The organism is Stenotrophomonas sp. STEN046 (assembly GCF_056759755.1).
Genome location: NZ_JBRRDR010000014.1, coordinates 31,503 through 54,847, shown reverse-complemented (window position 1 = coordinate 54,847; position 23,345 = coordinate 31,503). Strand labels below are relative to the sequence as shown.

Annotated in this window: 17 protein-coding genes; 2 read left to right on the top strand and 15 right to left on the bottom strand. The window is 64.8% G+C overall.

Annotated elements, in window-relative coordinates:
- Positions 1–31 precede the first annotated feature (31 nt).
- Entirely contained in the window at positions 32–619 is a 588-nt protein-coding gene (locus ACVOLJ_RS09075; protein WP_481563988.1) for a TetR/AcrR family transcriptional regulator, read from the top strand.
- 439 nt (positions 620–1,058) lie between these two features.
- Here the strand turns inward: ACVOLJ_RS09075 and ACVOLJ_RS09070 are convergent, their stop codons facing one another.
- Complete coding sequence (locus ACVOLJ_RS09070; protein ID WP_481563987.1) at positions 1,059–1,988, bottom strand: oxygenase MpaB family protein; 930 nt, start codon at positions 1,986–1,988, stop codon at positions 1,059–1,061.
- Positions 1,989–2,298: 310 nt separating this feature from the next.
- Between ACVOLJ_RS09070 and ACVOLJ_RS09065 the strand changes: the two genes are divergently transcribed.
- On the top strand, positions 2,299–2,913 hold the full coding sequence (locus ACVOLJ_RS09065) for a hypothetical protein (RefSeq protein ID WP_475279409.1): 615 nt from the start codon (positions 2,299–2,301) through the stop codon (positions 2,911–2,913).
- 39 nt (positions 2,914–2,952) lie between these two features.
- On the opposite strand, the gene ACVOLJ_RS09060 is transcribed toward ACVOLJ_RS09065, so the two are convergent.
- The 14 genes from ACVOLJ_RS09060 to tssM all read right to left on the bottom strand — a co-directional run bounded on the left by ACVOLJ_RS09060 (position 2,953) and on the right by tssM (position 23,238).
- Positions 2,953–3,297, bottom strand: a complete 345-nt coding sequence (locus ACVOLJ_RS09060; RefSeq protein ID WP_481563986.1) for a hypothetical protein — start codon at positions 3,295–3,297, stop codon at positions 2,953–2,955.
- Between the two features lie 28 nt (positions 3,298–3,325).
- Positions 3,326–4,096 carry a LytR/AlgR family response regulator transcription factor gene (locus ACVOLJ_RS09055; RefSeq protein ID WP_475279411.1) on the bottom strand — a complete coding sequence of 257 codons (771 nt, stop codon included), beginning with the start codon at positions 4,094–4,096 and terminating at the stop codon, positions 3,326–3,328.
- A complete protein-coding gene (locus ACVOLJ_RS09050) occupies positions 4,086–5,345 on the bottom strand; it encodes a sensor histidine kinase (protein ID WP_475279412.1) in 1,260 nt (419 codons plus the stop codon). The genes ACVOLJ_RS09055 and ACVOLJ_RS09050 overlap by 11 nt, the downstream gene beginning before the upstream one ends.
- 163 nt (positions 5,346–5,508) lie before the next feature.
- The gene (locus ACVOLJ_RS09045) at positions 5,509–7,158 is read right to left on the bottom strand and encodes a M28 family metallopeptidase (protein ID WP_481563985.1); all 1,650 of its coding nucleotides are present in this window, start codon (positions 7,156–7,158) and stop codon (positions 5,509–5,511) included.
- A 267-nt stretch (positions 7,159–7,425) separates the two neighbouring features.
- Positions 7,426–9,072, bottom strand: a complete 1,647-nt coding sequence (locus ACVOLJ_RS09040) for a CsgG/HfaB family protein (protein ID WP_481563984.1) — start codon at positions 9,070–9,072, stop codon at positions 7,426–7,428.
- A 16-nt stretch (positions 9,073–9,088) separates the two neighbouring features.
- Positions 9,089–9,766 carry a hypothetical protein gene (locus ACVOLJ_RS09035; protein ID WP_475279415.1) on the bottom strand — a complete coding sequence of 226 codons (678 nt, stop codon included), beginning with the start codon at positions 9,764–9,766 and terminating at the stop codon, positions 9,089–9,091.
- Between the two features lie 121 nt (positions 9,767–9,887).
- Positions 9,888–10,988 carry a hypothetical protein gene (locus ACVOLJ_RS09030; protein ID WP_475279416.1) on the bottom strand — a complete coding sequence of 367 codons (1,101 nt, stop codon included), beginning with the start codon at positions 10,986–10,988 and terminating at the stop codon, positions 9,888–9,890.
- A complete protein-coding gene (locus tag ACVOLJ_RS09025) occupies positions 10,979–12,166 on the bottom strand; it encodes a hypothetical protein (RefSeq protein ID WP_481563983.1) in 1,188 nt (395 codons plus the stop codon). The genes ACVOLJ_RS09030 and ACVOLJ_RS09025 overlap by 10 nt, the downstream gene beginning before the upstream one ends.
- A gap of 124 nt (positions 12,167–12,290) precedes the next feature.
- On the bottom strand, positions 12,291–13,838 hold the full coding sequence (locus ACVOLJ_RS09020) for a type VI lipase adapter Tla3 domain-containing protein (protein ID WP_481563982.1): 1,548 nt from the start codon (positions 13,836–13,838) through the stop codon (positions 12,291–12,293).
- Positions 13,835–16,030, bottom strand: coding sequence for a T6SS effector phospholipase Tle3 domain-containing protein (locus ACVOLJ_RS09015; RefSeq protein WP_481563981.1), 2,196 nt, complete (start codon positions 16,028–16,030; stop codon positions 13,835–13,837). Before ACVOLJ_RS09015 ends, ACVOLJ_RS09020 begins: the two co-directional genes overlap by 4 nt.
- Positions 16,011–18,512, bottom strand: a complete 2,502-nt coding sequence (locus ACVOLJ_RS09010; RefSeq protein ID WP_481563980.1) for a type VI secretion system Vgr family protein — start codon at positions 18,510–18,512, stop codon at positions 16,011–16,013. The genes ACVOLJ_RS09015 and ACVOLJ_RS09010 overlap by 20 nt, the downstream gene beginning before the upstream one ends.
- A gap of 29 nt (positions 18,513–18,541) precedes the next feature.
- Complete coding sequence (locus tag ACVOLJ_RS09005) at positions 18,542–18,799, bottom strand: PAAR domain-containing protein (RefSeq protein WP_481563979.1); 258 nt, start codon at positions 18,797–18,799, stop codon at positions 18,542–18,544.
- Between the two features lie 77 nt (positions 18,800–18,876).
- Complete coding sequence (locus ACVOLJ_RS09000) at positions 18,877–19,395, bottom strand: Hcp family type VI secretion system effector (RefSeq protein WP_481563978.1); 519 nt, start codon at positions 19,393–19,395, stop codon at positions 18,877–18,879.
- A 189-nt stretch (positions 19,396–19,584) separates the two neighbouring features.
- Complete coding sequence (tssM, locus tag ACVOLJ_RS08995; RefSeq protein WP_481563977.1) at positions 19,585–23,238, bottom strand: type VI secretion system membrane subunit TssM; 3,654 nt, start codon at positions 23,236–23,238, stop codon at positions 19,585–19,587.
- Positions 23,239–23,345 lie beyond the last annotated feature (107 nt).

The window sequence follows — 23,345 nt, the reverse complement described above, 5'->3', positions numbered from 1 at the left end:
AATCATGCACGCCGTATGTAAGGAGCTCCGGATGGTCCGCCGCACCCGCGCCGAGATGGAAGAAACCCGCGCCACCCTGTTGGCCACCGCCCGCCGGGTGTTCGCCCAGCACGGCTATGCCGCCACATCGATGGACGACCTGACCGCGCAGGCCGGGCTGACCCGTGGTGCGCTGTACCACCACTTCGGCGACAAGAAGGGATTGCTGGCGGCAGTGGTCGCACAGCTCGACGCCGAGACCGATCTGCGCCTGCAGGCAATCAGCGACCACGCCGATGATGCGTGGGCGGGGTTCGTGCAGCGCTGTCGCGCCTATCTGAACATGGCGCTGGAACCGGAGATCCAGCGCATCGTGCTGCGTGATGCACGCGCCGTACTCGGCGGTGCGTCGCCGGAATCGCAGCGCCATTGTGTGAACTCAATGCAGCGCCTGATCGAGCAGTTGATTGCACAGGGGGTGATAGCCCCGGTGGAGGCGCAGGCGCTGGCGTCGCTGATCTATGGCAGCCTGGCCGAGGCCGCGTTCTGGATTGCCGAAGGTGAGGACGGCGATGCACGGTTGCGGCAGGCGACGATGGCGCTGGAGATGTTGCTGCGTGGGCTGAAACCGGCCGGGTAGTGCCTATCCACGCATGGCGTGGATCTACTGCGGAATCCGCTATGGATGGAATGGATCCACCACATAGCCCACGTTGGTAGTCGCCAACCTTGGTTGGCGCCTCTGTGGAATCCACGCCACGCGTGGATGAGGCACCGCGCGAAACGCCGGCCGACCAAGGTCGGCATCTACCGGTAGATCCACGCCACGCGTGGATGACGCACCGCGCGAAACGCCTGCCGACCAAGGTCGGCATCTACCAGTAGATCCACGCCACGCGTGGATGAGGCACCGCGCGAAACGCCTGCCGACCAAGATCGGCATCTACCGGTAAATCCACGCCACGCGTGGATGACGCACCGCGCGAAACGCCTGCCGACCAAGGTCGGCATCTACCAGTAGATCCACGCCGTGCGTGGATGAGGCACCGCGCGAAACGCCTGCCGACCAAGGTCGGCATCTACCGGTGTGCTGCTGGCCACTCGCGCAGCACTGCTACCGGTACGCCCATGCGCGTGCAGGCACGGGTCGCCAGGCCGTCTGGCAGCGCACGCCGGAACAGCGGTGCCATGCCCTGCATCAGCGCCGCCGACGCCGCCGCCTGCGCGCGTTGCCGTGTACCGCGTTCCAGCATCGCCTCGGCCCAGTCCGGCAGCAGCGCGGCACCGGCGCCGAGGAAAATCTCGCGCGACAGGCCGGGCACCGGCACCGGCAGGCGTACGCCGGACAGCACCTGCAGCACCTCACGCGAGCGCTCGTCCACAAGCAGCTCCGGCTGCCGTGCACAGAAGTAGGCATCCACTTCGGCTTCGCTGCGTGGCACGTCCACCGCACCCAACGCTTCGGCCACGCAACGGTACTCGTCGTAGTAGCGGTCGGCGATGACGCTCGGCACGTCGCGTCCGTAGCGGCGGTAGCCCTGCAGGAAACCGTAGGCTTCGGTCACGTGCACCCACGTCAGCAGGTGCGGATCATCGGCAGCGTACAGCTCGCCCTGCGCGGTATGGCCACGTATCTGCGCATGGATGCGCCGCACTTTAGCCACCAGTGCATCGACCTCGGCGCTGGGCGCATAGCTGGTACCGGCCACGAACGCGGTGGTGCGGCGCAACCGCCCGACCAGGTCCTGGCGGAAATTGGAGTGGTCGTAGACGCCAGCCAGTGCACGCGGGTGCAGGGTCTGCAACATCAGCGCACACAGGCCGCCGGCCAGCATCGACGGCAGCTCGGCGTGCATGCGCCAGGTGATGCTGTCCGGCCCGAACCAGCCGGGATCGCCCAGCGGGTGGTCGTAATCGATGCCGCTCTGGCCACGCGGGAAGGCATCGAGCACCCAACGCCGGATGGGCGCGGTGACGGGGCGGGCGAGGCGGTGCAGCAAGGGCGGCATTACAGGTCCTGATCGGTGGCGGAAACGGACCACGTCCTGCGCGGTCTGCCCCGATTCTGGGCGATCACGACCGGCACGGCGACCCCACGCGCTCAGCGTCGGTTCCATGTGCATGCGCAGCACGTTTCACCCTGCGACATCCTGTCGCAGGCTGCGGCGCCTATGCTGCGGCGCAGCAATATTCACCTGTTCAGGCAGAAGCCTTGTGCCACATGGCATTCCACCCGTTGCACCGCGCGCTGGAAGTGCTAGAACTGAACCCGCCACACCGTCCACTGCAGATCGCCGCACGTTCCACAAGGAGCCAGCCATGATTGCTTTGTTCAAGGGTTTGGGATTACTGCTTCGCGACAACGAGCTCTACAACAGCCCGTTCGATAAACAGGTTGCGCACTGGCGCAACATGAGCGAACAGCAGATCCGCGATGAAGTGGCGGTGCTGGCCCAGGCCAAGTGCCAATGGCTGATTACTTCCATCGTCGGCTGGCAGGCGGCCTCGCTGCTGATCCTCGGCCTGATCACCAACTACCTGTGGCGCGACGATTACCACATCACCTTCACCCGGGTGGTCGTGGTGTTCGGCTCCTGGATCTCGATCCTGTTCGTGATCTGGTTCATGGCCAACATGTTCGACCGCACCGCAGGTTTCGAGCGCTGGATGAAGGCCTTCAACAGCCGCGCGCGGATCACCTCCACCGCTGACAGCGTCGAGCATGTCGCCGAGGCGCTGGACCTGGCCGAGCACTATCCCGAAGTGCTGGACTACAAGCAGGCGGTCACCGCCAAGCGCGAGCTGCGCCATGAGGACATCCGCATCATGACCGAGATCGGGCGCATGAAGCAGCACTCCGAACTGGTGGGCCGCCTGAACCACGTTGGTGAGACCGAGCACCACCACGACATGACCCTGCAACCGGCCTACTGAGCGGACCGAAATCCGGGGGGAGCCACAATGCCACCGTGCTCAGTCACGGTGGCATTGTTCTTTGCGCACATCGCTGACGCATTGCTTGAATCCCTTGGGCAGATCCTTGACCTGCCGCGTATCGCCCACTGCCACCGCAAACGACTGCAACGGTGCCGTCGCGCAGGCCGCATCGGGGCTGCAGGACGGGGCCAGCACCAGGTAATGGCACTGGCCGCTGCGGCTGGCGATGCACTCGAAGCGCGCCACGCCATCGACCACGGTGCGCTTGCTGTAGAGCGTGTCCACGCCATTGGCGTTGGTGCGGGTGATCGAGGTCTCGGTGGATTTTTCGCAGCCGGCAAGGGCCAACGTCGCGATGCACACAAGCAGGAGAGGACGCATGGAATGCTCCAGGGCTACCGGGAAGCGGCTACATGCCGCGGAAGAGACTCATGAACGGTTGGCTGACCACCAGTGTTTCGGCACGCTGGCGCAGCCGCAGCACGCCGCGTCCGGTGTCATCGCGGCTGACCGCCGACACCGCTTTCATGTTGACGATGGTGGAACGATGCACCTGGCGGAAATGCTGTGGATCGAGCACTTCCAGCAGTTCGCGCAGCGGCGTGCGCAGCAGGCTTTCGCCAGCGGCGGTAACCACCGTGGTGTACTTGTTGTCTGCGCGGAAATAGATCACATCATCGAGCATGATCAGCTGCGTATCGCGGCCGTTGCTGGCGGTGATCCAGGCCAGCGGCGGCCGATCATTGGCCACCGGGCCGGCACCCAGGCGCTGCAGCAGTCGTTCCAGTACCGCGTCATCCTGGCGCGTTGAAGGCAGCCGCGAAAGGATGCGTTCGCGCGTGGCCAGCAGGCGCTCATCGCTGACCGGCTTGAGCAGGTAATCCATCGCGCCCTGCTCGAAGGCATCGATGGCGTACTGATCGTAGGCGGTAACGAACACCACCTGCGTGCGTGGGCTGAGATCGGACAACGCGCGCGCCACTTCAATGCCGCTGATGCCGGGCATGCGGATATCGAGGAAGGCGATGTCCGGCTGCTTCTCGGCCAGCTGCTCCAGCGCGCTGGCGCCGTCCTCGCACTCGGCCACCAGCTTCAGCTCCGGCCACAGCCGCACCAGCTGCTCGACCAGCGAGTGCCGCAGCAGTTCCTCGTCTTCGGCAATCAGTGCTTCAAGCGGCATGGCTGCGTTCCTTGGCCGACTGCGGCAGGGTCATGGTGGCGGCCACGCCGCTGGGGAAGTTGGCGACGATGGCCACGCCGGCCTGCTCGCCGCAGGTCAGGCGCAGGCGCTCGCGAAGGTTCTTCAGGCCGATGCCGGTGCCGCTGGTGCCCTGGCCGAAACCGAGGCCATCGTCGGCCACGGTCACCGTGACATGGTCATCGAAACCACGTGCCAGGATCCAGATCGTACCGCCGCCCGGTTTGGGTTCCAGGCCATGCTTGATCGCGTTTTCCACCAGCGTCTGCAGCGCCATCGCCGGCAACTTCACCTCCAGCAGTTCGGCCGGCACCTGTACTTCCACGGCCAGGCGGGCGCCCATGCGGATGCGCAGGATTTCCAGGTAGGCGCGGGTACGGTCCAGCTCCACGCCCAGCGTGGACACCGACTCGTCCACCTGCGGCAGCGAACTGCGCAGGTACTGGATCAGATGGCCGAGCATCTGTTCGGCGCGCGCCGGGTCGGTACGGGTCAGCACCTGCGCGTTGGCCAGCGAGTTGTACAGGAAATGCGGCTCGACCTGCGCGTGCAGCAGGTTCAGCCGTGCCACCGACAATTCCTTTTCCACCTGGGTCTGCTCGGCGGCGGCCTGCTCGTCGCGGCGCTGGTCGGCAACACGACGGCTGATCGCGCGGGTGACCGCTTCGGCGTTCTCATAGTTGCTGCCCTCATCCAGGGCCAGCAGGTCGGCCCACCAGCCGGCGTCGGGTTCGAACAGCAGCGTGACCGTGCAGGTGCCCTGCCCCGGCGTGACCGTGGCCAGCACGCTGTTGCGCTTGATCGCCAGCCGCGCCGGCAGGTTCCAGCGCGAGGGCTGGCGGCCGTTCCACAGATCGACGCGGCGCACGTAGGCACGCACCTGCAGGCTGCCGGCAGAGCTTTCCACCTCTTCCACCCGCGGCAGTTCGGCCACTGCGGCTTCAACCACGGCGTAGGCGGGGCCGGCGTCCATCGGCAATTCGATCTGCCGCCGCTGGCGCCCCGACAGGGTGGCGCCATCCAGGCGCCCGGCCACCAGCCAGACCCGGCGCACGTGGGTGATGGCGCTGCCCAGTGCGGAAATCATCAGGAACATCACCAGCAGCCCGAACACCCAGCCGGGGCCGTCGTTCATGCCACTGAAGATGCCACTCCAGACCATGCCGGCCACGAACAGCGCCGCGGCCCAGGCCAGCAGGTGACGGATGATGAGAGAGAAGCTGGCGATCACGGCGGCGCCTTGGTGAAAGGGGTGAGCCGAGCATAGAGCGGCCCCCCGGGCAAGCAAGCGGCCTGCGACGAAGGGCCGGAAAGCGGGGATGGAAGCCTTCAGTGCAACGCCGGGCATGGCCCGGCGCTACCGGGGATGGCGGGGCGGCGCGCCCCGCTTTCCCTTATTTGCGCTGGTCGGCGCTGGCGTCACGCACGGCGCGGAAGGCCTCGTCCTTGCTCCAGTTCGGCCAGCTGCGCGTGTTGGCCAGCTGGTTGCCCAGGGTGTACAGCACTTCCAGATCGCGTGCGGCACCGGCGAACACCCAGTCCGGCTGCCATTCGTCGCCCTGCTGGTGGTAGCGCTTGGCGGTGTAATCCTCCGAGGCCTTCTTGCCCGCGGCCACGCCACCGTCCACCCAATCCTGCCCGGCCGACCAGGACAGCGCCGGCACGCCGCGCTTGGCGAACGGGAAGTGATCGGAGCGGAAGAACAGGCCCGCTTCCGGCTTCGGGTCCGGCGTGTAGCGGATGTCCCAGCCCTTGGCGACGTCCTTCAGCTGGTCCAGCAGTTCGAAGCGGGCCGCGCCATAGATGCCGAAATCACGCGACGGGCCGAATGGCGCCATGCCATCCATGTTGATCATGGCCACGGTTTTTTCCAGCGGGTACAGCGGATGGGTGGCGTAGTACTCCGAACCCAGCAGGCCCTTCTCCTCGGCCGTTACCGCCAGGAACACCACCGAGCGCTGCGTGCGCGGTGCCTTGGCGAAGCCGCGTGCCAGTTCCACCAGCGATGCGGTGCCGCTGGCATTGTCCAGCGCGCCGTTGAAGATGCGGTCACCGCGTGCGTCCGGCTCGCCCACGCCGATGTGGTCCCAGTGCGCGCTGTAGATGATCGTCTCGTCCGGATGGCTGCTGCCTTCCAGGCGCGCAGCAACGTTGTGCGAGGTGATCACCTCGGTCTTCACCGCATACTTCGCATCCAGGCTGGCACCGCTCAACTCGACCGGGGTGAAGTCACGCTGCTGCGCCTTCTTCTTCAGTGCTTCGAAATCCTGTCCGGCCGAGCGGAACAGTTCCACTGCCAGATCGCGCTGGATCCAGCCTTCCAGCAGCGGGTGGCTTTCGGCCGGGTTGTCGCGCACCACGTCGAACATGGTGTTGGTGTTGGAGCCGGCCACCGTGGCCCAGCCGTAGGACGCCGGCGCGGTCTCATGCACGATCAGCACGCCCAGTGCGCCCTGGCGCGCGCCCTCCTCGTACTTGTACGGCCAGCGCCCGTACCAGGTCATGCCCTTGCCGTCGAAGTCGCCCTTGCCGGTTTCAAAGTCCGGGTCGTTGATCAGCACAACGGCAATCTTGCCCTTCAGGTCCACGCCCTTGAAGTCATCCCAGTTGCGTTCCGGTGCGTTCACACCGTAGCCAAGGAACACCAGGGGCGCCTTGCTGATATCCACGTCGGTGGCGCCATTCATGGCTGCACGCACGGCGATCTGCTTGCCCTGTTCCAGCGTGATGGTCTTGCCGCCCTGCTGCAGCGACAGCTGCGGGGTGCCGACGATGTCGCCCTTGCGCAGCGGTACGGCCTGGGTCCACAGGCGCTTGCCGTCCTTCAGGTCACCCCCCGGCTGCAGGCCGGCGTCGGCGAACTGCTTGCTGAGGAAGGCGATGGTCTTCTGTTCACCGGCGGTGGCCGGCGAGCGGCCTTCGTAGGCGTCGGAGGCCAGCTCCTTGACGTCGGCGGAGATCCGCGCGCCATCGAATTTCGGGGTGGCCGCCATCAGTGCGCTCGACACCGACAGGGCGAGCACGCCCAGTACGAGTTGTTTCATTGCTCTCTCCAGCAGGGAAATCCTTCTGGAGTGTAAGGGCTAAGGGGTTCGGCAGGGCTGCGCCCTGCACCTGCCGAAGCCAGAGCAACAGCAACAGCCGAAGCAACAGCGGCATTCCGTGGGATGGCGGGGTGGGTCCGGCAGGTGTCGACCTTGGTCGACACAGTAGATCCACGCCATGCGTGGATGACCGCAACAAAGAAAGAAGGGGCAGGCTGCGTTCCCTGCGGGAAAGCGACCTGCCCCTGTGCGACGAACCGGAGCGTGTTACCAGTTCGGGTCTTCGGCCGGGGCTGCGGCGGGCTTCGGCTTGGGCTTGCTGGCCGGGCGTGCAGCGGCAGCCGGGGCGGCCGAGGCGGTGGCGCCGGCGGCGGCCTTGGGCTTGCCACCCAGCTTCTGGCGCAGTTCGATCTGGCCGGGGCGGAAGCCGCCACGCATCGCATCCACGCCCTCTTCCAGGGTGCCGTAGGAGGTCTGCGCGGCCACGCGGTCGATACGGATGGTGCAGCACGGATGCTCGCTGCGGCCCAGCGAACGGCCGGTCTGCGGGTCCTTCAGCTCTTCGCCCAGGCGCACGGCCTGCCAGCGCTGGCCGGCCTGCAGGGTGTCGCCACCCTGGCTCAGTACCACCTGGTCACCATCGACCGAGACCACCGACACCGGGAACAGCGTGGTGACAATGGTGGTACCGATCTGGCCGGACAGCGATTCCATCATCGCCGCTGCCATGCTGCGGCCATTGACCACGCGCGGCAGGGTGCTCGGGCCGGTCGAGGCAAGCTGGTGATCGAAGCTGTCGGACATCACCACCTGGCCGGTGGTGGCGTTGACCAGCCGCAGGGTGATGCGGCCGCCACCGGAGTACGAGGTCACCTGGCGATCGGACATGCGCAGGTTACGCACGCTGCGCGGGTACTCGAACCGTTCGATGGTCGGGATCAGGATCAGGTCGGTCGCCAGCTGCTGGCCGATGCGTGCGGTGTCCTGCAGGCGTACGTTGCCGCTGTTGATGTGATCGATCTCGGCCTGCAGTTCATCGCCGAACTCGCGGTCGAGCACGATGAAGCGCTGGGTCTGGGTCAGCGTGTCGGACAGGCGTGCACGGATGGCCTGGGCAACCTCGTCGGCGTTCACCCGGCCATCGCCCACAGCGTAGCTGCCGGACTTGGTACGCGGCAGGGCAACCACGATCTTGGGCTTGCCTTCCTCGTCCGGTGCACGGTACTGGGCGATCTGCGCGCGCACGCGCACCTTCCAGTAGCTGCGCATGCTGCGCCGGGTGACATCCGAATCGAAGGAGCTGGCACCGCGCTTGGCGTCGACCTGCACCTGCTCTTCGTAATTTTCCTTGACGCTGGCCGAAGACGAACCGCTCTTGGCCGATGCCTCACCGGAGGCGCTGGCCGAGGCCGAGCCCTTGAAGTTCCAGCCTTCATCGCTGGCGCGCACGCGGGCGATGGTTTCCTCGTCCAGCTGGCTGACTTCATCCTGCGACAGGATTTCATAGCCGAGCACCGCGCCCTGCGAGCCGGCAATCATCTGCTGGGAGAACGCGTCGGCGCGGATATCGCCGACGTGTTCACCGTCCACATCCACATGCAGGCCTGCGCGCAGGCTCTGCATCTGGCTGGCCACGCGTACGCCGTTGACCTGGGCCACGGCCGACTGCAATGCCGCCAGCACCGCCAGTTCCGGGGTGCTGCCGATGCCATCGGCTTCGCGCGCGACCTGGGTGGTGCCGCCAAAATCCGGCGTGCCACGCAGGGGCGCTTCCTGCACCGGCGCATTGCTGGCCAGTGCACTGGTGGCCTTGTCCTTGGCCGGTGCCGCTTCTGCCGGTGCATCCTGCTTGCCGCAGGCTGCCAGCAGGGCAGCAACCAGCCCCAGGCCGATCAATCGAGTCGTGGTACGCATGCGTGGCTGCCTCGTATCAGAGCGAATCCAGCATCGAATCGGCGTTGGACGGCACCTTCACCTTGCTCTTCTTGGCAAAGGTGACGGCCGACTTGGTCGAGCCGTACAGGCCCTTGATGAAGCCCGGCGATTCCTTGGCAACCCAGGCACCGGCGGCCAGCTTGCGGCCCACGGTGGCCATCTGGGTGGCACCCAGATTCTTCATGCCGGCAGCAAAGCCGCTGGCTTCGCCGCTCAGCTTCTGTGCTTCGGCGGCCGAGGCCAGCAGCGAAACCAGGCCGTCGGCGTAGTGCTGCTTGGATTCAGCGTTCAGTTCCGGCTGAGCGGCCTGGCGCTCGTCGATGGCGGCCTGTGCGGCTTCGCTGACCGACACCGACTTCTTCATCGCATCCACATTCACCGAACCGGACGACAGCGCCTGGCGCTCGGCTTCCAGCAGCTGCACCTGCTCGGCCAGGCCGAAGGCGCGGGCGAAGGAGGTCTGGGCCTTCAGCGAGTGCGACTGCGAGCTGACGAAACGACGCACCAGTGCTTCCTGCGCGGCTTCATCCGGCGCGGCGGCGCTGGAGCTGCTGCTCGAGGAGGTGCCGGTGGCGGCGCCCGCCATGTCCTTCAGCTTGCCGAACTGGGCATGCGCCGGCATCGACAGGGTGGCGGCCGCGATGGCCAGGGTGAGAGCGGTGGTACGGATCATGGGAGATTCCTTTGGAGGAGACGGCGGCCATGCGGCACGTGGAAGGTAGCGCCGGGCCATGCCCGGCGAGCGCAGCGGAACAGCCAGCGCCGGGCGGTGCCCGGCGGGCACAGCGGTAACGTCAGCGGACCGCCTTGACGTTCAGTTCGTTGATCATCTGCTGGGCGGCCTTCTCGGCAGCCAGCTGCAGCGCATTGGTGCGGGCGACGGTTTCGTTCGGGCCGGTGCCGGAGAACTGCACCGGGCCAACCGAGGACACGGTGCGCGGGAAGCGACCGGTCACGTCCAGCACCTTGCCGGTCACGGTGACGAACACGCGGGTGTTGCCACTGGCCGGGTCGCGGTCGCGCATGCCGACGTCGAGCGTGCCGACGGCGATGTACGGGATGTTGGCCGCGCGGATGCCGTTGGCGGTGTCGCGCAGGGTGGCGGCGGACAGATCGTTGCCGGTGCTGAAATCCTTGCGGATGCGCTCGATGCTGAGCAGGCCGCGCGACTCGCCTTCCACGTATTCGGCTTCAACCACTTCGTAGCCGGCGGCGCTGAAGGCACCGGTCATGGCGGTGTTCACTTCGGCGGCGTTGGCCACCTTCCAGGCGATGTTGTCGCTGCGTGCGGTGGTGCTGCCGCCGCTGGTGACCGACACCGAGCCGTTCTGGTTGATGCTGCCGTTGGTGCTGACCGAGTTGCCACGGAAGCTGTCGCCTTCGCGGGTGTTCTCGCTGTAGCTGCTGCTGGCATCGACGCGACGGTATTCCTTGTCCTGGAACGACTGCACGGTGTCCTGCGAGCGCGCCATGAACAGGAAGGTCAGGAGCGAACGCTGCGCGGCGGTGGCACCGGCCACGGCCGAACCGGCATCCAGCTTGGTCTGCAGCAGGGTGGTGTTGATCTCGGCGCGGACGGTGACGCTGTAGGTCTTGGCCTTCTTGTCTTCGTTGTCCGACAGCTGCACGGCGCTGAGCACGTAGCGGTCGATTTCGCCGAGGAACTCGGCACGGCGCGATTCGAACAGGCGCAGCTTGGCCGCACCGGATTCGGCGATGTACGCCTCCAGTGCATTGGCCTTGGCCTTGTTCAGGGCCTGGGCGCGGGTATCGGCACTCAGGCGCAGGCTGTAGCTGGCCGAACCGGTACCACGCGAGCTGGCGGTCTGCGCGGCGACCGGCGAGGCCACCGCCAGGGCGATGAGGATGAGCAGGATGGTACGCATCAACGACATGATTTGATCAACTCCTGGAGGGCTTGGGTCTGCTGCTGCAACGGGCGGCCGCCCGGCTTCTGCTCGTCCAGCCACGCGCGCGAATCGGCACGCTTGGCGGCGGCGCCGGCGAAGGCATCAAAGCCGGCCAGCAGGGTTTCGTAGCTGGCCGACCACTGGTCGACCTGCCACTGCGTGACCGGCACCACCTTGGTGGCGCCCTTGCGCAGCGGCTGTTCGAAGTACACCTTGCCGGAGAACGGCTCGGTGACCTTGGCGGTGAAGAACGCACCGAACAGCATCGTCTTCATCGCCGGGGTTTCACTGATGACACCGTTCTTCAGCGCATCGACCTGCAGGCTGATGACATAGTCCGCCTCGGGAATCTTCAGCTGGTAGACCTTGCCGTCGGCGAAGCGTGCGGCCATCGCGCCGCCGATCGCCTGCCCCGATGCCGGCGGCAGCAGGCCGACACCGGTGTTGGACGACAGCGTCTTGGACAGTTCGTGGGCCAGCGTGGCGCGCAGCGGACCGGCCCATTTCGGGTCGGGCAGCTTGGCCAGGGTGGCATCGGACAGGGTGACCGCACCGACCTGCAGGCGACGCGTGGCCGCTTCGGGCAGCTTGGCCTGGGCCAGGGTGGCGGCCAGTACCTGCGACAGGCTGGTATCGGCGCCGCCATACAGCAGATCGGCGACGATCGCGTCGATATCATCGCTGTCCGGCCGGTATTCCTGCACGTCGATGCGCTGCAGGGTGAGCGGATAAGAAGCGATCACCTGGCGCTCGCGGAAGTCGAAGAACAGCGCCTGCAGCGCTACTTCCACCAGCACCTTGTACTGGTCGCCGATCGGTTCGACCGACACCAGTTCGCGGTCCAGTGCGGCAGCCAGCACCACGGCACTGGTAGTGCCATCGAGCATCGCCACCGGCTGGTCGATCAGTTCCAGGTTGGCCGGCGCACGGCGCTTGAGCGCCTGGGCCAGGGTCTGGTTGAGCGGGATCAGGCCACGCTTTTCCAGCACCGCATGCGCGTGCGGGGTGGTCGCCTGTACGGCGGCGGCATCAGCGGTATAGGCAAAACCGGCCCAGTAGGCCTGCTGCGATTTGTCTGCGGCCTGGGTGGCGCCTGTGAAGGCCACCATGCACAGCACCAACAGCACGCGCAGGGCGCGTGCACTCCTCTTCCCTGAAGCCATCGACCTGCGTCCTTTGTCCACCCCGTGCCGGACGCGGCACAGGCGTGTGAAGGGCGCAACGATAGCCTCTGTTTAGGAAACGGGCAAGTTGCGACAGTTTTGGCCTATTGAAGCCCGGGGTGCGCTATCCCCCTTCAGAGCCAACGTCGCCACTGGCCAGCAGGTCGTCCAATGCCTTGCGGTCTGCGGCAATGCGCTGCGGGTCGATATGCACCGGCTTCACCTGTGTGGCAGGTACTGCGTCACGTACCGGGACATCCGGTGCCTGCGAGGTCTGCGGCAACAGCCGTGCCTTGAACAGGTACGAAGGAATTTCATCGTGCGACGGACTCACCTGGATCATCGTGACCTGGCCCGAACGTCGCATCGGCACCACCATGCTGGCCCGCTTGGATTCGGCGGCAGCCATCGTGGCCAGTACCAGTTGCACAAAGGGTGATGCCGCACCGGTTTCGCCCAGGCGTGCGAACAGATCGATGCCCTCCTTCGGGTCCAGCAGGTCCGGGCTGCCCTTGAGTTCGCGCAGCACCGGTGACAGCGTGGCGATGCCGGTGCCGGCTTTGCCGGTGTCGAAGAACACCGAGTCGATGTAGGTCTCTCCTGCCGCCTGCTTCCAGCCTTCCACCAACGCTTCGCGCTGGGCCTGGCGCTTGAGTGGCGCGCCTTCTTCATCGGTGAGCGAGGTGACTACCGGGCGATGCAGCTGGGCCAGCGTCGGTAGGGCATCCCATTGTTTGAAATGCCCGCGTGTCCAGGGCGTGGGGAAGAACGGAGTGGGCTTGAATGGGGTGGGTGGCGTCTCTGCCCACTTCCAGAAGCCGGGATAGATGGTGTCCTCACCCATGCGGGTATACGGCGCCCACGGCCGCAGCCATTCCACCCGCTCGCGGCGGGCCACCACCATGGCCGTGTAGGTGGCCAACGGGGTGCTGGCGGTGCGCGGGGCGTCGTACTTGCCGTCTGGCCCCAGGGCATACACCAGAAGTGCGGGCATATCGGGATGCCGCTCGAACGTCCTGAAGATGGCTTCCACCACGTCTTCGGGGGTGTCACTGTAGATCACGTCAAGTTGCTTGATCTGTGTCCAATGGAGGCCGGCGGGCATGCGAGTATCATTGATAAAATCGCTATCCATCTCGCGCAGCTCCTCTTCCGTATCAATTCGTCGCAACCAATCATTTGCATCCGTTGACACAATGGTCACGCTGGGGATGGGCCAGGCTTCCACCATCGTCTTCAGGGTCAGTTCCAGCGTGTCTGCCTGACGCTTCTCGAGAACCCCCGGGCCATTCACATGACGCCACCGTGACGAATTCATCGGCGGTAGGGCATTGCTGTTGAATGTCTCTGCCTGCTTCATTGCCTGCCACACATCGCCCTGCCGGAACATCTCTACCGACAGGCCAACACCGATGACGTCCAGAGTGAGCATGCGCTGATCGTTTTCCATGACGGGGGCATCCGGTAGTGGGGGCGGCGGCGCGCCGGAAATGGGGGATTGGTTCAGACCCACGAATTCATTGGGCACGGCCCTTGGGTCGTAAGCCGGCGGCGGTCGCACTGCCGCCGCAAAGGCCGAGGGATCTGCCGGCCAGTCCTTCTCAAGGCCGCTCTTGTTTTCACATCCAAGAGCCAGCGGTGAGAACAGCAGCAGAAGGATGAGACGATTCATGCACCGTTCCCCTGCTGGACCGGCATGTTGTTCCTTCGGTTCCCGATGGTCTGGGTCCAAACCAAGGTCGGGAGGTCGCATTTGGCGCACTCTGGAAGGACACCTGTCTTTCGATAGCGCAGCGTCTGATCAATCAACGGGAACTCAAGCCGCTCCTGCTGATACAGGTCCAACGCCCTTTCTACTTCAGCCCGATCAGTCGTTGGAGCAATTCTCCTGCGCTTATCCCAAGGCGTCCTCCAATCTGCTACCAGGCACAGATACAAGTAATACGTCCGGTCATCGATCGTCCTGGCCTGCCCAATCGAGAGGTCATACGCGGTGACCTTCTGGCTGTGCATCGCATTGGCCACGATGCTGGAATGGAATGACTTGCGGTTGTCCTCGCTGTCGGTGGTGTCCATCCAGCGACGTTTTACTTCTGCCGGCGTCTCCCGCCTGCGGATATCCACCTGCCCGCCACCGCGGTGAAACGCGCGTATCACCCGCGCCTGGTCTGGTTTCTCCCTGCCTTCATTCCAAGCGCGCTCGATATCAACTACGGCCTGCTGCGGAAGCTCAGCGGGTTGCCGCAGCACGTAAGCGCTGGTGCTGTGCACCAGACGTGGAAACCGCTCCCACGGCAGCAACCTTCCATCGTCCTGCGTCATCGCAATGGACGCATCGATGGGAGAGATGGTGTCTGTGTCGCCGCCCAGTTGTGCAGTCACCGGCGGGGTCAGCGGCTCGGCGGTGATGCGGACCGTTTGCCCCGTACTGAAGCCACCACGCCCAATCTTGTCTTTCATTCCCATCGTGGTTCCGGACCACGCGAACTCGTGCCAGTGCTCCAGTACGTACTCATGTGGCGGCAGCCCCACTTTCAGCACCTCGCCATCGCGCAGTCGCTTGGTAAAGCAGCGCTGCTTGAAGCGGTCGCCCAGCGTATCCAGTACAGAAAGTTTCTGCTCGAAGTCGCTATGCATCAACGTCCGGTCATATGCCTTGCCAGCCTTCCAGCGCTGCATGCCCTGAGTCGTAAGAACGGTGACATCTGCCGGCACGCCCTGCCAGCCGATGCCCTGAACCGTCTGCAATGCAACGGTCTGGTCATCCGGGCAGAAGTACAGGTACACCTTGCCGCGGTTGTCGCGCTCGTTGAAGGTTCTGTTGCCTTTGCTGACGGACCCGCGCAAGGCCTGCTGTGGCCCCCAGCCCTGGCCCACGACCTTCGCTTTGCCTGCATCGGCCAGGGTATTGAACGCAGGCACAACGTATGGCGCAGTGGTCATGAAGCCGACGATGGACTGCAGCGTCTTCACCCGCGCCTCCACCGTCTGCTGAAGATCCCCAGTTTCAGCAATGTCCAGCACCCGCTCACCCAGCCCATAGGGTGGGTGATTCATCACCAGCGTATCCACCGGCCGATCGCCACTGTCCTTCAGGAAAGCATTGGCCAGCAGGCTTACCAGGCATCCCTGGCTGTGGCCGACCACATTGATCGTGTCGTTGGGATTCTTCTTGCGGATCATCCGTACCAGCATCGCCAGGCGCTGCGCGGCCAGCACCATGTAATGGCGGGAGCGCGCCTTCAGCAGCGGCCGCGTTGCGGTTCCGCCGATGGGGTTGCTTGGCAAGACTTTGGCGATGCGACCGGAGAAGCCATCGGCCCACATGTCCGGGATGCAACTGGTGGCGTTGGCGAAGGGGCCGCCGTTCTTGGCGCTGTCCTTGTCCAGGCGGTTGCCATAGCGATCGAGGTACTCGCCGTGCGGTTGCTCCTTGTCAATCCATGGCCTGCCCGTTTTCGGGTTGATGCCCTCCTCTTCCCGGAACCCCCAATAGAACGGAATCACCACGCTGCGCGGCTCCAGTGCCTCCTGGCCTTTCGGCGGAAACTGCGCCTGCGTGTGTGCTCGCCGGAAGTACACGGCATCCGGGTCAAGGGCATCCCGATCGGCGCAGTCCGGAACCCGGTAGTGCGCACCGCTCAGCAACGATTCGGGACGCCCTGTACGGTCCAACCGCTCGCTCAACCCCAGGCAGATGCCGCTTTCCTGCTGCACATAGGCTTCGCCTACGTCGTTGACGCCGTGCACCAGGATCACGATGGCCGGCTTGGGCATCGGCAGGATGACCTTCTGCAGGGTGCCGGCCGGCTGCGTGATCACTCTGCCGGTAGCGATGCAGCGCTCAGTGTTCGGACGGGTCATCGAGTACCTCCAGGTGTGCGATGCTCATCGCATCTTTTTCCAGTAGTTCGGTCATGCCGAGGGCATCGCTGATCCCCTCCAGCACGCTTCCATCAACCAGCGTCATCCGGTAGCGCTGTTGTGCTGCCGGCGTCTCACCATCGGCCTGGCGCAATGCAAAGCGGCCCGAGGTATCAATGTCGCCCAGCGCTTCAAAGGCGCTTTCAGCCGGGGCGGCAGCGTCGATCTCCACTTTCGCGTGGATCTTCAGCGCCGAGCCGAATATCTCCAGCTGGCCATCTGCATGCAGTACCAGTGCACTCTGGCCACAGCCCAGCACGATCTTCTTCTGCGCCGTATGGATGATCTGCTCCCCCGCCTGCAGCTGCAGGCTCTGCTCGGCCTGCTGGACGACATGGCCGTGCTGCGCCTGGATGCGTACATCGCCGCGGTGCGCGATGTAGGTCAGGCCACCGTCGATGGCGAACTCGCTGACGCCCTTGCCGGCCGTCCGGTGCAGTACCCCGCCGGCCGCGACACGCTGACCGCCTTCGGATGCAATCTCCACGCGCTCCGACGCTACCATCAGCACGGTCTGCGGGGTCGCCATGACGATACCTTCAGGTGCGTTGATGGCGACCACCGGCTTGGGAGCCTCAGCGTCCTTTCGATCATTGGCACCGCCACCCATCTGCGTGATGGCCGCAACCAGCGCTTCGCGGGAATCATCCACGTCGGGTAGCGCATGGTGTGCCGCCGCTGTATCGCCCAACGACTTCAACAGACCGGACAGCGCCTGCACGCACTCAACCAGCTCGCGATGATCCAGTTGGCCGCTTGCAGCCTGGTTGCGCCCATATGCGCTTAGCAGCAGGCCCCGGGCGGCACGCAGCGCACCGTTGGCATCGGTGCGCAGCTCAAAGCCCTCGCCTCGGGGTTCGCCCGTACCGTCGGTGGCACGCGGGTGGGTCAGGTAGCCCAGGCTGAGCGCGCTTGCGGCATGGCTGCTTCGCAGCTGTGCCTTCAGTTCTCCGTGGGTGTCATCGAGCAGAAGCTCATTGTGACCGCGCCCTCGGTGCTCCTGGCTCTTGAGGGTGACCAGGGTCTTCAGCGCCGGCAGTGCATAGGGCGGTGGATTGGCGGCATGGTAGCTGCGGCCGGTCACGATGGGCTGATCGGGATCGCCATCCAGGAAGCTGACCATGACCTCGTGCCCGACACGCGGAATCTGCATGGCGCCGTAGCCGGCACCGGCCCATCCCTGGCTGACCCGTATCCAACAGGTACTGTCCTGCTTTGGTCCATCACGGTCCCATGGGAACCACACCATCACCCTGCCGAACTGATCGGTGTAGATCTCCTCTCCCTCAGGCCCGACCACATGGGCGATCTGCGGCCCATCCATGACAGGCCGGGTACGCGGCGGCGCCTGCCAATCCAGATCGGCGGGGACCACCGTACCCTCGTATCGATAGCTGCTGCCGTGTTCAGCGCCTGCGCCGTCTTCCTCCTGCCCACTGGACTGCTCACCCTGGTGAACCAGGCCGACCACCCGCCAGTCCCGGTTCAACCTCGGCGACGGATGGCCATGCAGTTCGAAGGCCAGCCCAGGCCACAACCGCGCATCGTCACCCTCGATGCTGGCCTGGTTGGTGCCCGCGCGCAGCGTCGCCAGGCGCATCCGCGTGGACGTCCTGCCTGCAGCATCGGCCTTGTATCGACCGGGCGCATCGTAGTGCTCGTACTCGCCAACGCCATCGCGCGCATCGAGCTGCTGCTGCAGATCTCTGTTGGGCAGGCGGAAGGTGTAGTCGCGCAGGGTGACCCGGGTACTGGCCATCCGCCGCTGATGCGTGAACCGCCATAGGCCGGGCTCACCAACATCACCACCGGGCATGGCGTGGTACATCACCGCACCCGGGCGGGACATCCCGCCGGGAAGCTCAGGGCACCCCAGCGTGGTGTCGATCATCCTCAGCTCGGACTGCTCGCCAGGATCAAAGTAGAAGACAAAGCCTTCCTCGGCCGCCACACGCTGGATGAAGTCGAGGTCCGACTCGCGGTACTGCACGCAGTACTCGCGCTGTGGGTGCGGGTGGGCGGCAGCAAATTCGGTCAGCACACCCTGTTCGTCCAGTACTGCCTTGAGAATCTCGGGAATGCTCCTGCGCTGGAAAATGCGGCTGTTGTGCCTCAGCGCCAGCCGATGCACGGCCGGCTCCACTACGACCCGATAGCGGGTGCGGCGGAAGCCGGTTCTGCCCTGTTCGAGCCCGGTGATGATGCCCTGCACACGCCGGACGATCTCATTGCCCCGGGAAAGGGTGAACAGCGCCGCCTCTCCCAGCAGCGTGCCAGGGTCGAATGACGCCTCTTGCGCGGACAGGTCCACTTCCAGGCGGAACGGCACGCTGAGCGCCTCGACCAGCGTGAACCGGACGACATCGAAAGAAGGGCCCTTGCTGACGGTGAAGTCAAAGTGGACGTCGGATTGTGCGGCCAATGTTCTGTCTCCTGTTCAAGGCAGCCGGGTCAACCGAGATCCACGGTGTCATCGCCCTCGCTGAGCGTTCCCCCGTGGTCGGTGCCATCGCCTATCCGCGCCACCTGCGCACCACCGCAGGTCACCTGCGCGCTACCACTGACGATCAACGCACCGCAGGCCATGCGATCGCCCACGCAGGCCACCGAGCGCCCCTGTACCGTAAAACCCGCTGCACCCGATACCACCTCGGTTGCGCCATGAAGCGGACAGTCGTGCCGGTGCCCCACAAGAATGATGGACGCCATGCGTCGCTCCGCATCTGGATAAAGGAAAGAAGCGTGGCGGGCGCGACCTGTCGCGCCCGCTTGCTGCAACTACACGATCAGGATTCCAGCGGCGCCCGCCAGTCATCGGACCCGGAGGTGCCGGCCACGGTGTGTTCCCAGGTGATCTTTCGGTAAGCCAGGCTTACCTCGATCAACTGGGTGAAATCGGACTTGTCCGGGTCCTGTGCATGCGGAAGCTGAGTGTTGATATCCACGATGGTGGCGTCCTCCAGCAACGTGCTGAAGAAGTGCTCCTGGCGACCGTCAACGGATGTGCGGAACCACTTCAGTTCGACCGTCGGCAGCATCTCGCCCGATGCCAGCGCGTTGTACATCAGCGGCACCGCTTTGTTCAGGGCGCAGGTGAACTTGAGCGGACGGTGCACACGCTGGCCTGCAGGCTGCCCGGACTGCGGGTCGGTCGGCACGGTGACCACGTGACTGACCTGCTGGACCAGTACCTCGTCCTCATGGCCTTCCACAAACACATTGCCGACCGAATCGGCGGTGAATGCACCTTGTGTGATGTTGCCCTGGGTCTTGCCCTGCATGGAGATATAGGCGGGAGTTGGCATTGCGAAGAATCCTCTCTGTTGTCGATGCGAAGTGCCGGGTTCCACCGGCGGTGGCCAACACGGCCAACGGTGCATACCAAGTTCCGTGCCAACCTCTTCAGCGCCTGTGCCACAAGGATCGCCGTGAGCACTTCGCACATTTGCGATCGGAATGCAGCTGCGCATGCGCAATGCACTGCGCATGGCGAGCTAACCCGCTGGAACTCCGGATCTCTGGCGTGCAGCCGATTGCGCTGGCCGCGCAATTTCCTGCGCATCAGCATCTTTCGGTATCGATCGAACCGGGGCGGTGGCGCCGACTGCCGGTACTCCGCGCCCGGCTGTCGGCAGCAGTGACCTCGGCAACTCGAATCCACTGAACAGCTCCTGCGTGAATGGGTTCACCGCCCTGTCGGTGGTGATGCGATAACGCACTGCACCCGCACCCGCCTTGAAGCTCAGATCCACACTACTGAGGGTGCTTCCATTCAACTGGGCCTGACTCAGCAACTGGAACCACGCCCACGGCCCCTGGTACCGCATCGTTCGCGTCTGTCCACCGCCGCTTACCAGAGTGAGCCTGCTCTCAACGCCCTCTCGCAGTGCGTTGGGCCAGATCATGCCTGTCGCACCGCGCGGACCATGTGCGTAGGTCAACAGCTGCCCATCAACATTCAGGATGCTGTTGAGTTGATCTTGAGACAGCGCAAGCGGTTGTATGTTGAACTGCAGCCCCAACCCGCCCCGCTCATTGAAGAACGCCTCACGGATTGTCCGCGCGCGCTCGAACTGCGGCATCAGATCCGACGCCACCAGCGAGCCTCCCGACCGCTGTGCGGGCAGTGCGCTGTTGTTGCCCGCCAGCAATGGGACCAGGTACTGGTCATGGAACACCTGCAGGCGCCCCTTGGGGCCGAAGAACGCCTCGAAGTCGGCCAGATCAACGCCATGCGTGCCGGCGGGAGCCAGCGGGTAACGCCCCGCCAACCGCTCGCGATAGAACCCATGGACATCCTGTTCCCAGCGCGTTTCCAACTCCCGAAGCGCCTCAAGCGCCAGCACTCTCTCGCTCTCATCGGCGAGTTTTCCAACCTGTCGGTTGATCGGCGCAGGCAGGCCTGCGGACATCCGTCTGACGAGGAAGATGGGATCCACGCCCTCGCGTCGCGACTGGCCGGTCAGCGCGTCCAGTGCCGTCTGTCCACGCGTCGGGCTGTCCTGAACGCTCTTCATGTAGTCGTGCAGGCCGATGATCGCCTGCTGGATCTCCTCCAAGGGCGCGCTCTGGTCGCCGGCCGTGGTCTGCAGCTGCGTCAGGGCAGAGAACTCTCGCTCAATGCGCCGGGCAGGACGGAGATCGCCAGGCGTTGTGGCAACTGCGTTGCTTCCGGCGGCAGCCGGGGATTCGTGCGACTCAAGGCGCGAGTTCCTGCTTACCGATTCGATAAGCCGCCGAAATGGCTGCGACGTGCCACTGACCTGCTCCAGCACCAGCACCGCATGATCGAGGTCCTCGAAGGAGGTCACCTGCAGAGCGTTGAGGCTTCGCCGCCATGTGGCGATGTAATCGGCTGCATACAGATCACGGATCTGCTCGGCCAGTCGTTTACTGTCCTCCTCGGAGTACTTCAGCTGCGCCCGGTAACCGAGCGTCCACTGGTCGATCAGTGCCAGCGCCTCCACATCCTTGCTGTTGCCAAGGAAATGCTCCCTGAAGCCTTTCGAGGTCAGCAGGTGGTCGATTCGCAGATCGGTGTCCGCCTCGGGAGTGGCGCTGGCGGGCTCTGTGTAGAGGACATCGAACACCGGGCCGACTTCAGCGCGAAGATCAAGCGGCGCAGGCAGCAACTCCGCCGCCTCGCGCTTCATGCCCGCATACACGCGCTGCGGCAAGGGAGTGCGTCGCAGCTCGGCCTGCAGGCCACGTATGCTTTGCGGCTGCGCCGGCAGCTGAGCATCCACATAGGTCAGCGCATAGCGCAGATGCGTCATCAGCTGGCCCTGGGTATCGGCGTCGGCGGGGAAGGCGTGATGCCAGGTGCCGGCCATCCAGGATTCGACGTAGGCCGGCGCGCGATTGGGTCGATCCTCGATCATGCGGTAAACCCGCAGGGCCGCGAGGCGGCTGTCACTGTCCGAGGCGGCATCATCCACGCGCGTCAGCACACCCTGCGCAAGCTGCGGCAGGAAGCGCTGGCCAAGCAACCGCATGTATGCCGCATCGACTTTCGGGCCGATCTCATGCCCTTGGTACAAACCGAAACCGGACACGTGCGGCCATGATGTCCGGTAGTCGTCGTAGACCGATACTGCGTCCCGGATCTGGTTGAGCGCCACCAGCAGATTGCGCCCGGTTGGATCCAGCCCCTTGTCGATTCCGGTCGCAGTGAAGGACTGGCTCTTCTCCAGCACCGCATACGCTTTCTGCCTGTTCTGCTGGAAATGGTAGTGCCAGGCACCCACGGCAATGACGCCGACCAGCGCCGCACACACGCCGTGAATCCACATGGCACGACGCTTGTGCCCGAGGATGCTGATGTTGTCACCTGCCAGCCCGGCCTCCGGATAGACGATCTTCTGGAACAGGTGATGGGTGAAGTAGCTGCTGGCCTTTCCGGGTGGCAGCGCGCTGGCCACAGTCGATGGCAGGCCATAGGAGCGGCCTGCCGCATTGACCAGGGCGTTGGCGGGGATGCCTTGCTGGAAGACCGACGCGAAGTACATGCCGCGCACCAGGGCCGGCGTCGAGTAACGATCACTTTCCAATATCTCCGAGAGGAACATGAAAAGCACCGGCTTCAGCCCCGACACCTGCCGGGAGAATATGTACAGGTCCTCACGCTCGTCAGGATCCGATCGGCTGGCCATCGCGTCGAAGACCTGCTCATTGAGGCGCTCGACAAAACGATCGTACTGCTGGCTCAGTTCCTGCAGCCACGCATCGAAGTCCTCCACCGAGTTCAAGGTGCAGGTGAAGCCGAGGCTGGTTTCCCGGGCCTCCCGCGGAAGTCCCGCAAAGAATGCGTCAAAGCCGCGAACCATATCGAACTTGCTGAGCACGACATAGACTGGAAGGCGAGTGCCCAGCTGTTCCATCAGCTCGCGCAGGCGGCTGCGTATCAGCAATGCCAGTGCCTTGCGATCGCTGGGCTGCTGGATCAGCAGCAACGCCAGATCGACAACCAGAATGGCACCGTTGAGAGGACGCCGGGGTCGGCTGCGCCCCAACCAACCGACGAAGTGCCGCCACAGTCGTGGAGCGGCATCCGGATGTTCCTGCATGAGCTTGTGCACACGCTCACGCTCAATGATGCTTGCAGGGCCCGGGGCATCGCCCACCGAGGCGTGCTGCTTCTGGCAGATCAACTCGCCGGCGGGGTCGATGAGCACCGCGTCGTCACTGATCCACCAGTCGATGGACAACACGGGCGCCTGCTCGCCGGTGCTGTCGGCAGCGGCCCGCTCGACACCACTCAGCGTGAAGCTCTGACTGCTGCGGTTGATGAAGCTGGTCTTGCCCGCATCCTCCTGCCCTATGACGACGTACCACGGCAATGCGTGCAGGAAGTCCCGGCGCTTCAGATTGCGTCGCAGCAACTGCAGTGATGCGTCCAGCGATCGTTGCTGGGCCGCCTCGAATGCCAGTATCGGATCGCTCTGCGCCTGGTTCTGTTGCACCTGCTGATCGCGCAACCGGTGGTAGCGGGAACGCATGACGGCGCCCCAGAGCAGGATCGGCGCCACTACCAGGAAGAAGGTCAACCCGAGCCTGATGGACAGAGGTGCCAGAGGGCTCCGTCCCCGCCATGACCATTGCGGGCCAAGCCACCACAGCGCGACAATCACCGCGAGCAGTACGAACACAGCGAGCAGTATCCACCACCGCGTCCCAATCGATCTCACCGCGTGCCAGAGACTCTTGACCCTACCGAGCCCACTCAGATTCACCGACATAGCGCTTGTTCCTCCAG

What these genes read in the sequence shown, in the direction of transcription:
- ACVOLJ_RS09065 (WP_475279409.1), top strand. Translation starts at nt 2,299, where the DNA reads ATGATTGCTTTGTTCAAGGGTTTGGGATTACTGCTTCGCGACAACGAG.
- ACVOLJ_RS09070 (WP_481563987.1), bottom strand. Translation starts at nt 1,988, where the DNA reads ATGCCGCCCTTGCTGCACCGCCTCGCCCGCCCCGTCACCGCGCCCATC.
- ACVOLJ_RS09060 (WP_481563986.1), bottom strand. Translation starts at nt 3,297, where the DNA reads ATGCGTCCTCTCCTGCTTGTGTGCATCGCGACGTTGGCCCTTGCCGGC.
- ACVOLJ_RS09025 (WP_481563983.1), bottom strand. Translation starts at nt 12,166, where the DNA reads ATGGCTTCAGGGAAGAGGAGTGCACGCGCCCTGCGCGTGCTGTTGGTG.
- ACVOLJ_RS09015 (WP_481563981.1), bottom strand. Translation starts at nt 16,030, where the DNA reads ATGACCCGTCCGAACACTGAGCGCTGCATCGCTACCGGCAGAGTGATC.
- ACVOLJ_RS09000 (WP_481563978.1), bottom strand. Translation starts at nt 19,395, where the DNA reads ATGCCAACTCCCGCCTATATCTCCATGCAGGGCAAGACCCAGGGCAAC.
- ACVOLJ_RS09005 (WP_481563979.1), bottom strand. Translation starts at nt 18,799, where the DNA reads ATGGCGTCCATCATTCTTGTGGGGCACCGGCACGACTGTCCGCTTCAT.
- ACVOLJ_RS09075 (WP_481563988.1), top strand. Translation starts at nt 32, where the DNA reads ATGGTCCGCCGCACCCGCGCCGAGATGGAAGAAACCCGCGCCACCCTG.
- ACVOLJ_RS09030 (WP_475279416.1), bottom strand. Translation starts at nt 10,988, where the DNA reads ATGTCGTTGATGCGTACCATCCTGCTCATCCTCATCGCCCTGGCGGTG.
- ACVOLJ_RS09035 (WP_475279415.1), bottom strand. Translation starts at nt 9,766, where the DNA reads ATGATCCGTACCACCGCTCTCACCCTGGCCATCGCGGCCGCCACCCTG.
- ACVOLJ_RS09045 (WP_481563985.1), bottom strand. Translation starts at nt 7,158, where the DNA reads ATGAAACAACTCGTACTGGGCGTGCTCGCCCTGTCGGTGTCGAGCGCA.
- ACVOLJ_RS09020 (WP_481563982.1), bottom strand. Translation starts at nt 13,838, where the DNA reads ATGAATCGTCTCATCCTTCTGCTGCTGTTCTCACCGCTGGCTCTTGGA.
- ACVOLJ_RS09040 (WP_481563984.1), bottom strand. Translation starts at nt 9,072, where the DNA reads ATGCGTACCACGACTCGATTGATCGGCCTGGGGCTGGTTGCTGCCCTG.
- ACVOLJ_RS09055 (WP_475279411.1), bottom strand. Translation starts at nt 4,096, where the DNA reads ATGCCGCTTGAAGCACTGATTGCCGAAGACGAGGAACTGCTGCGGCAC.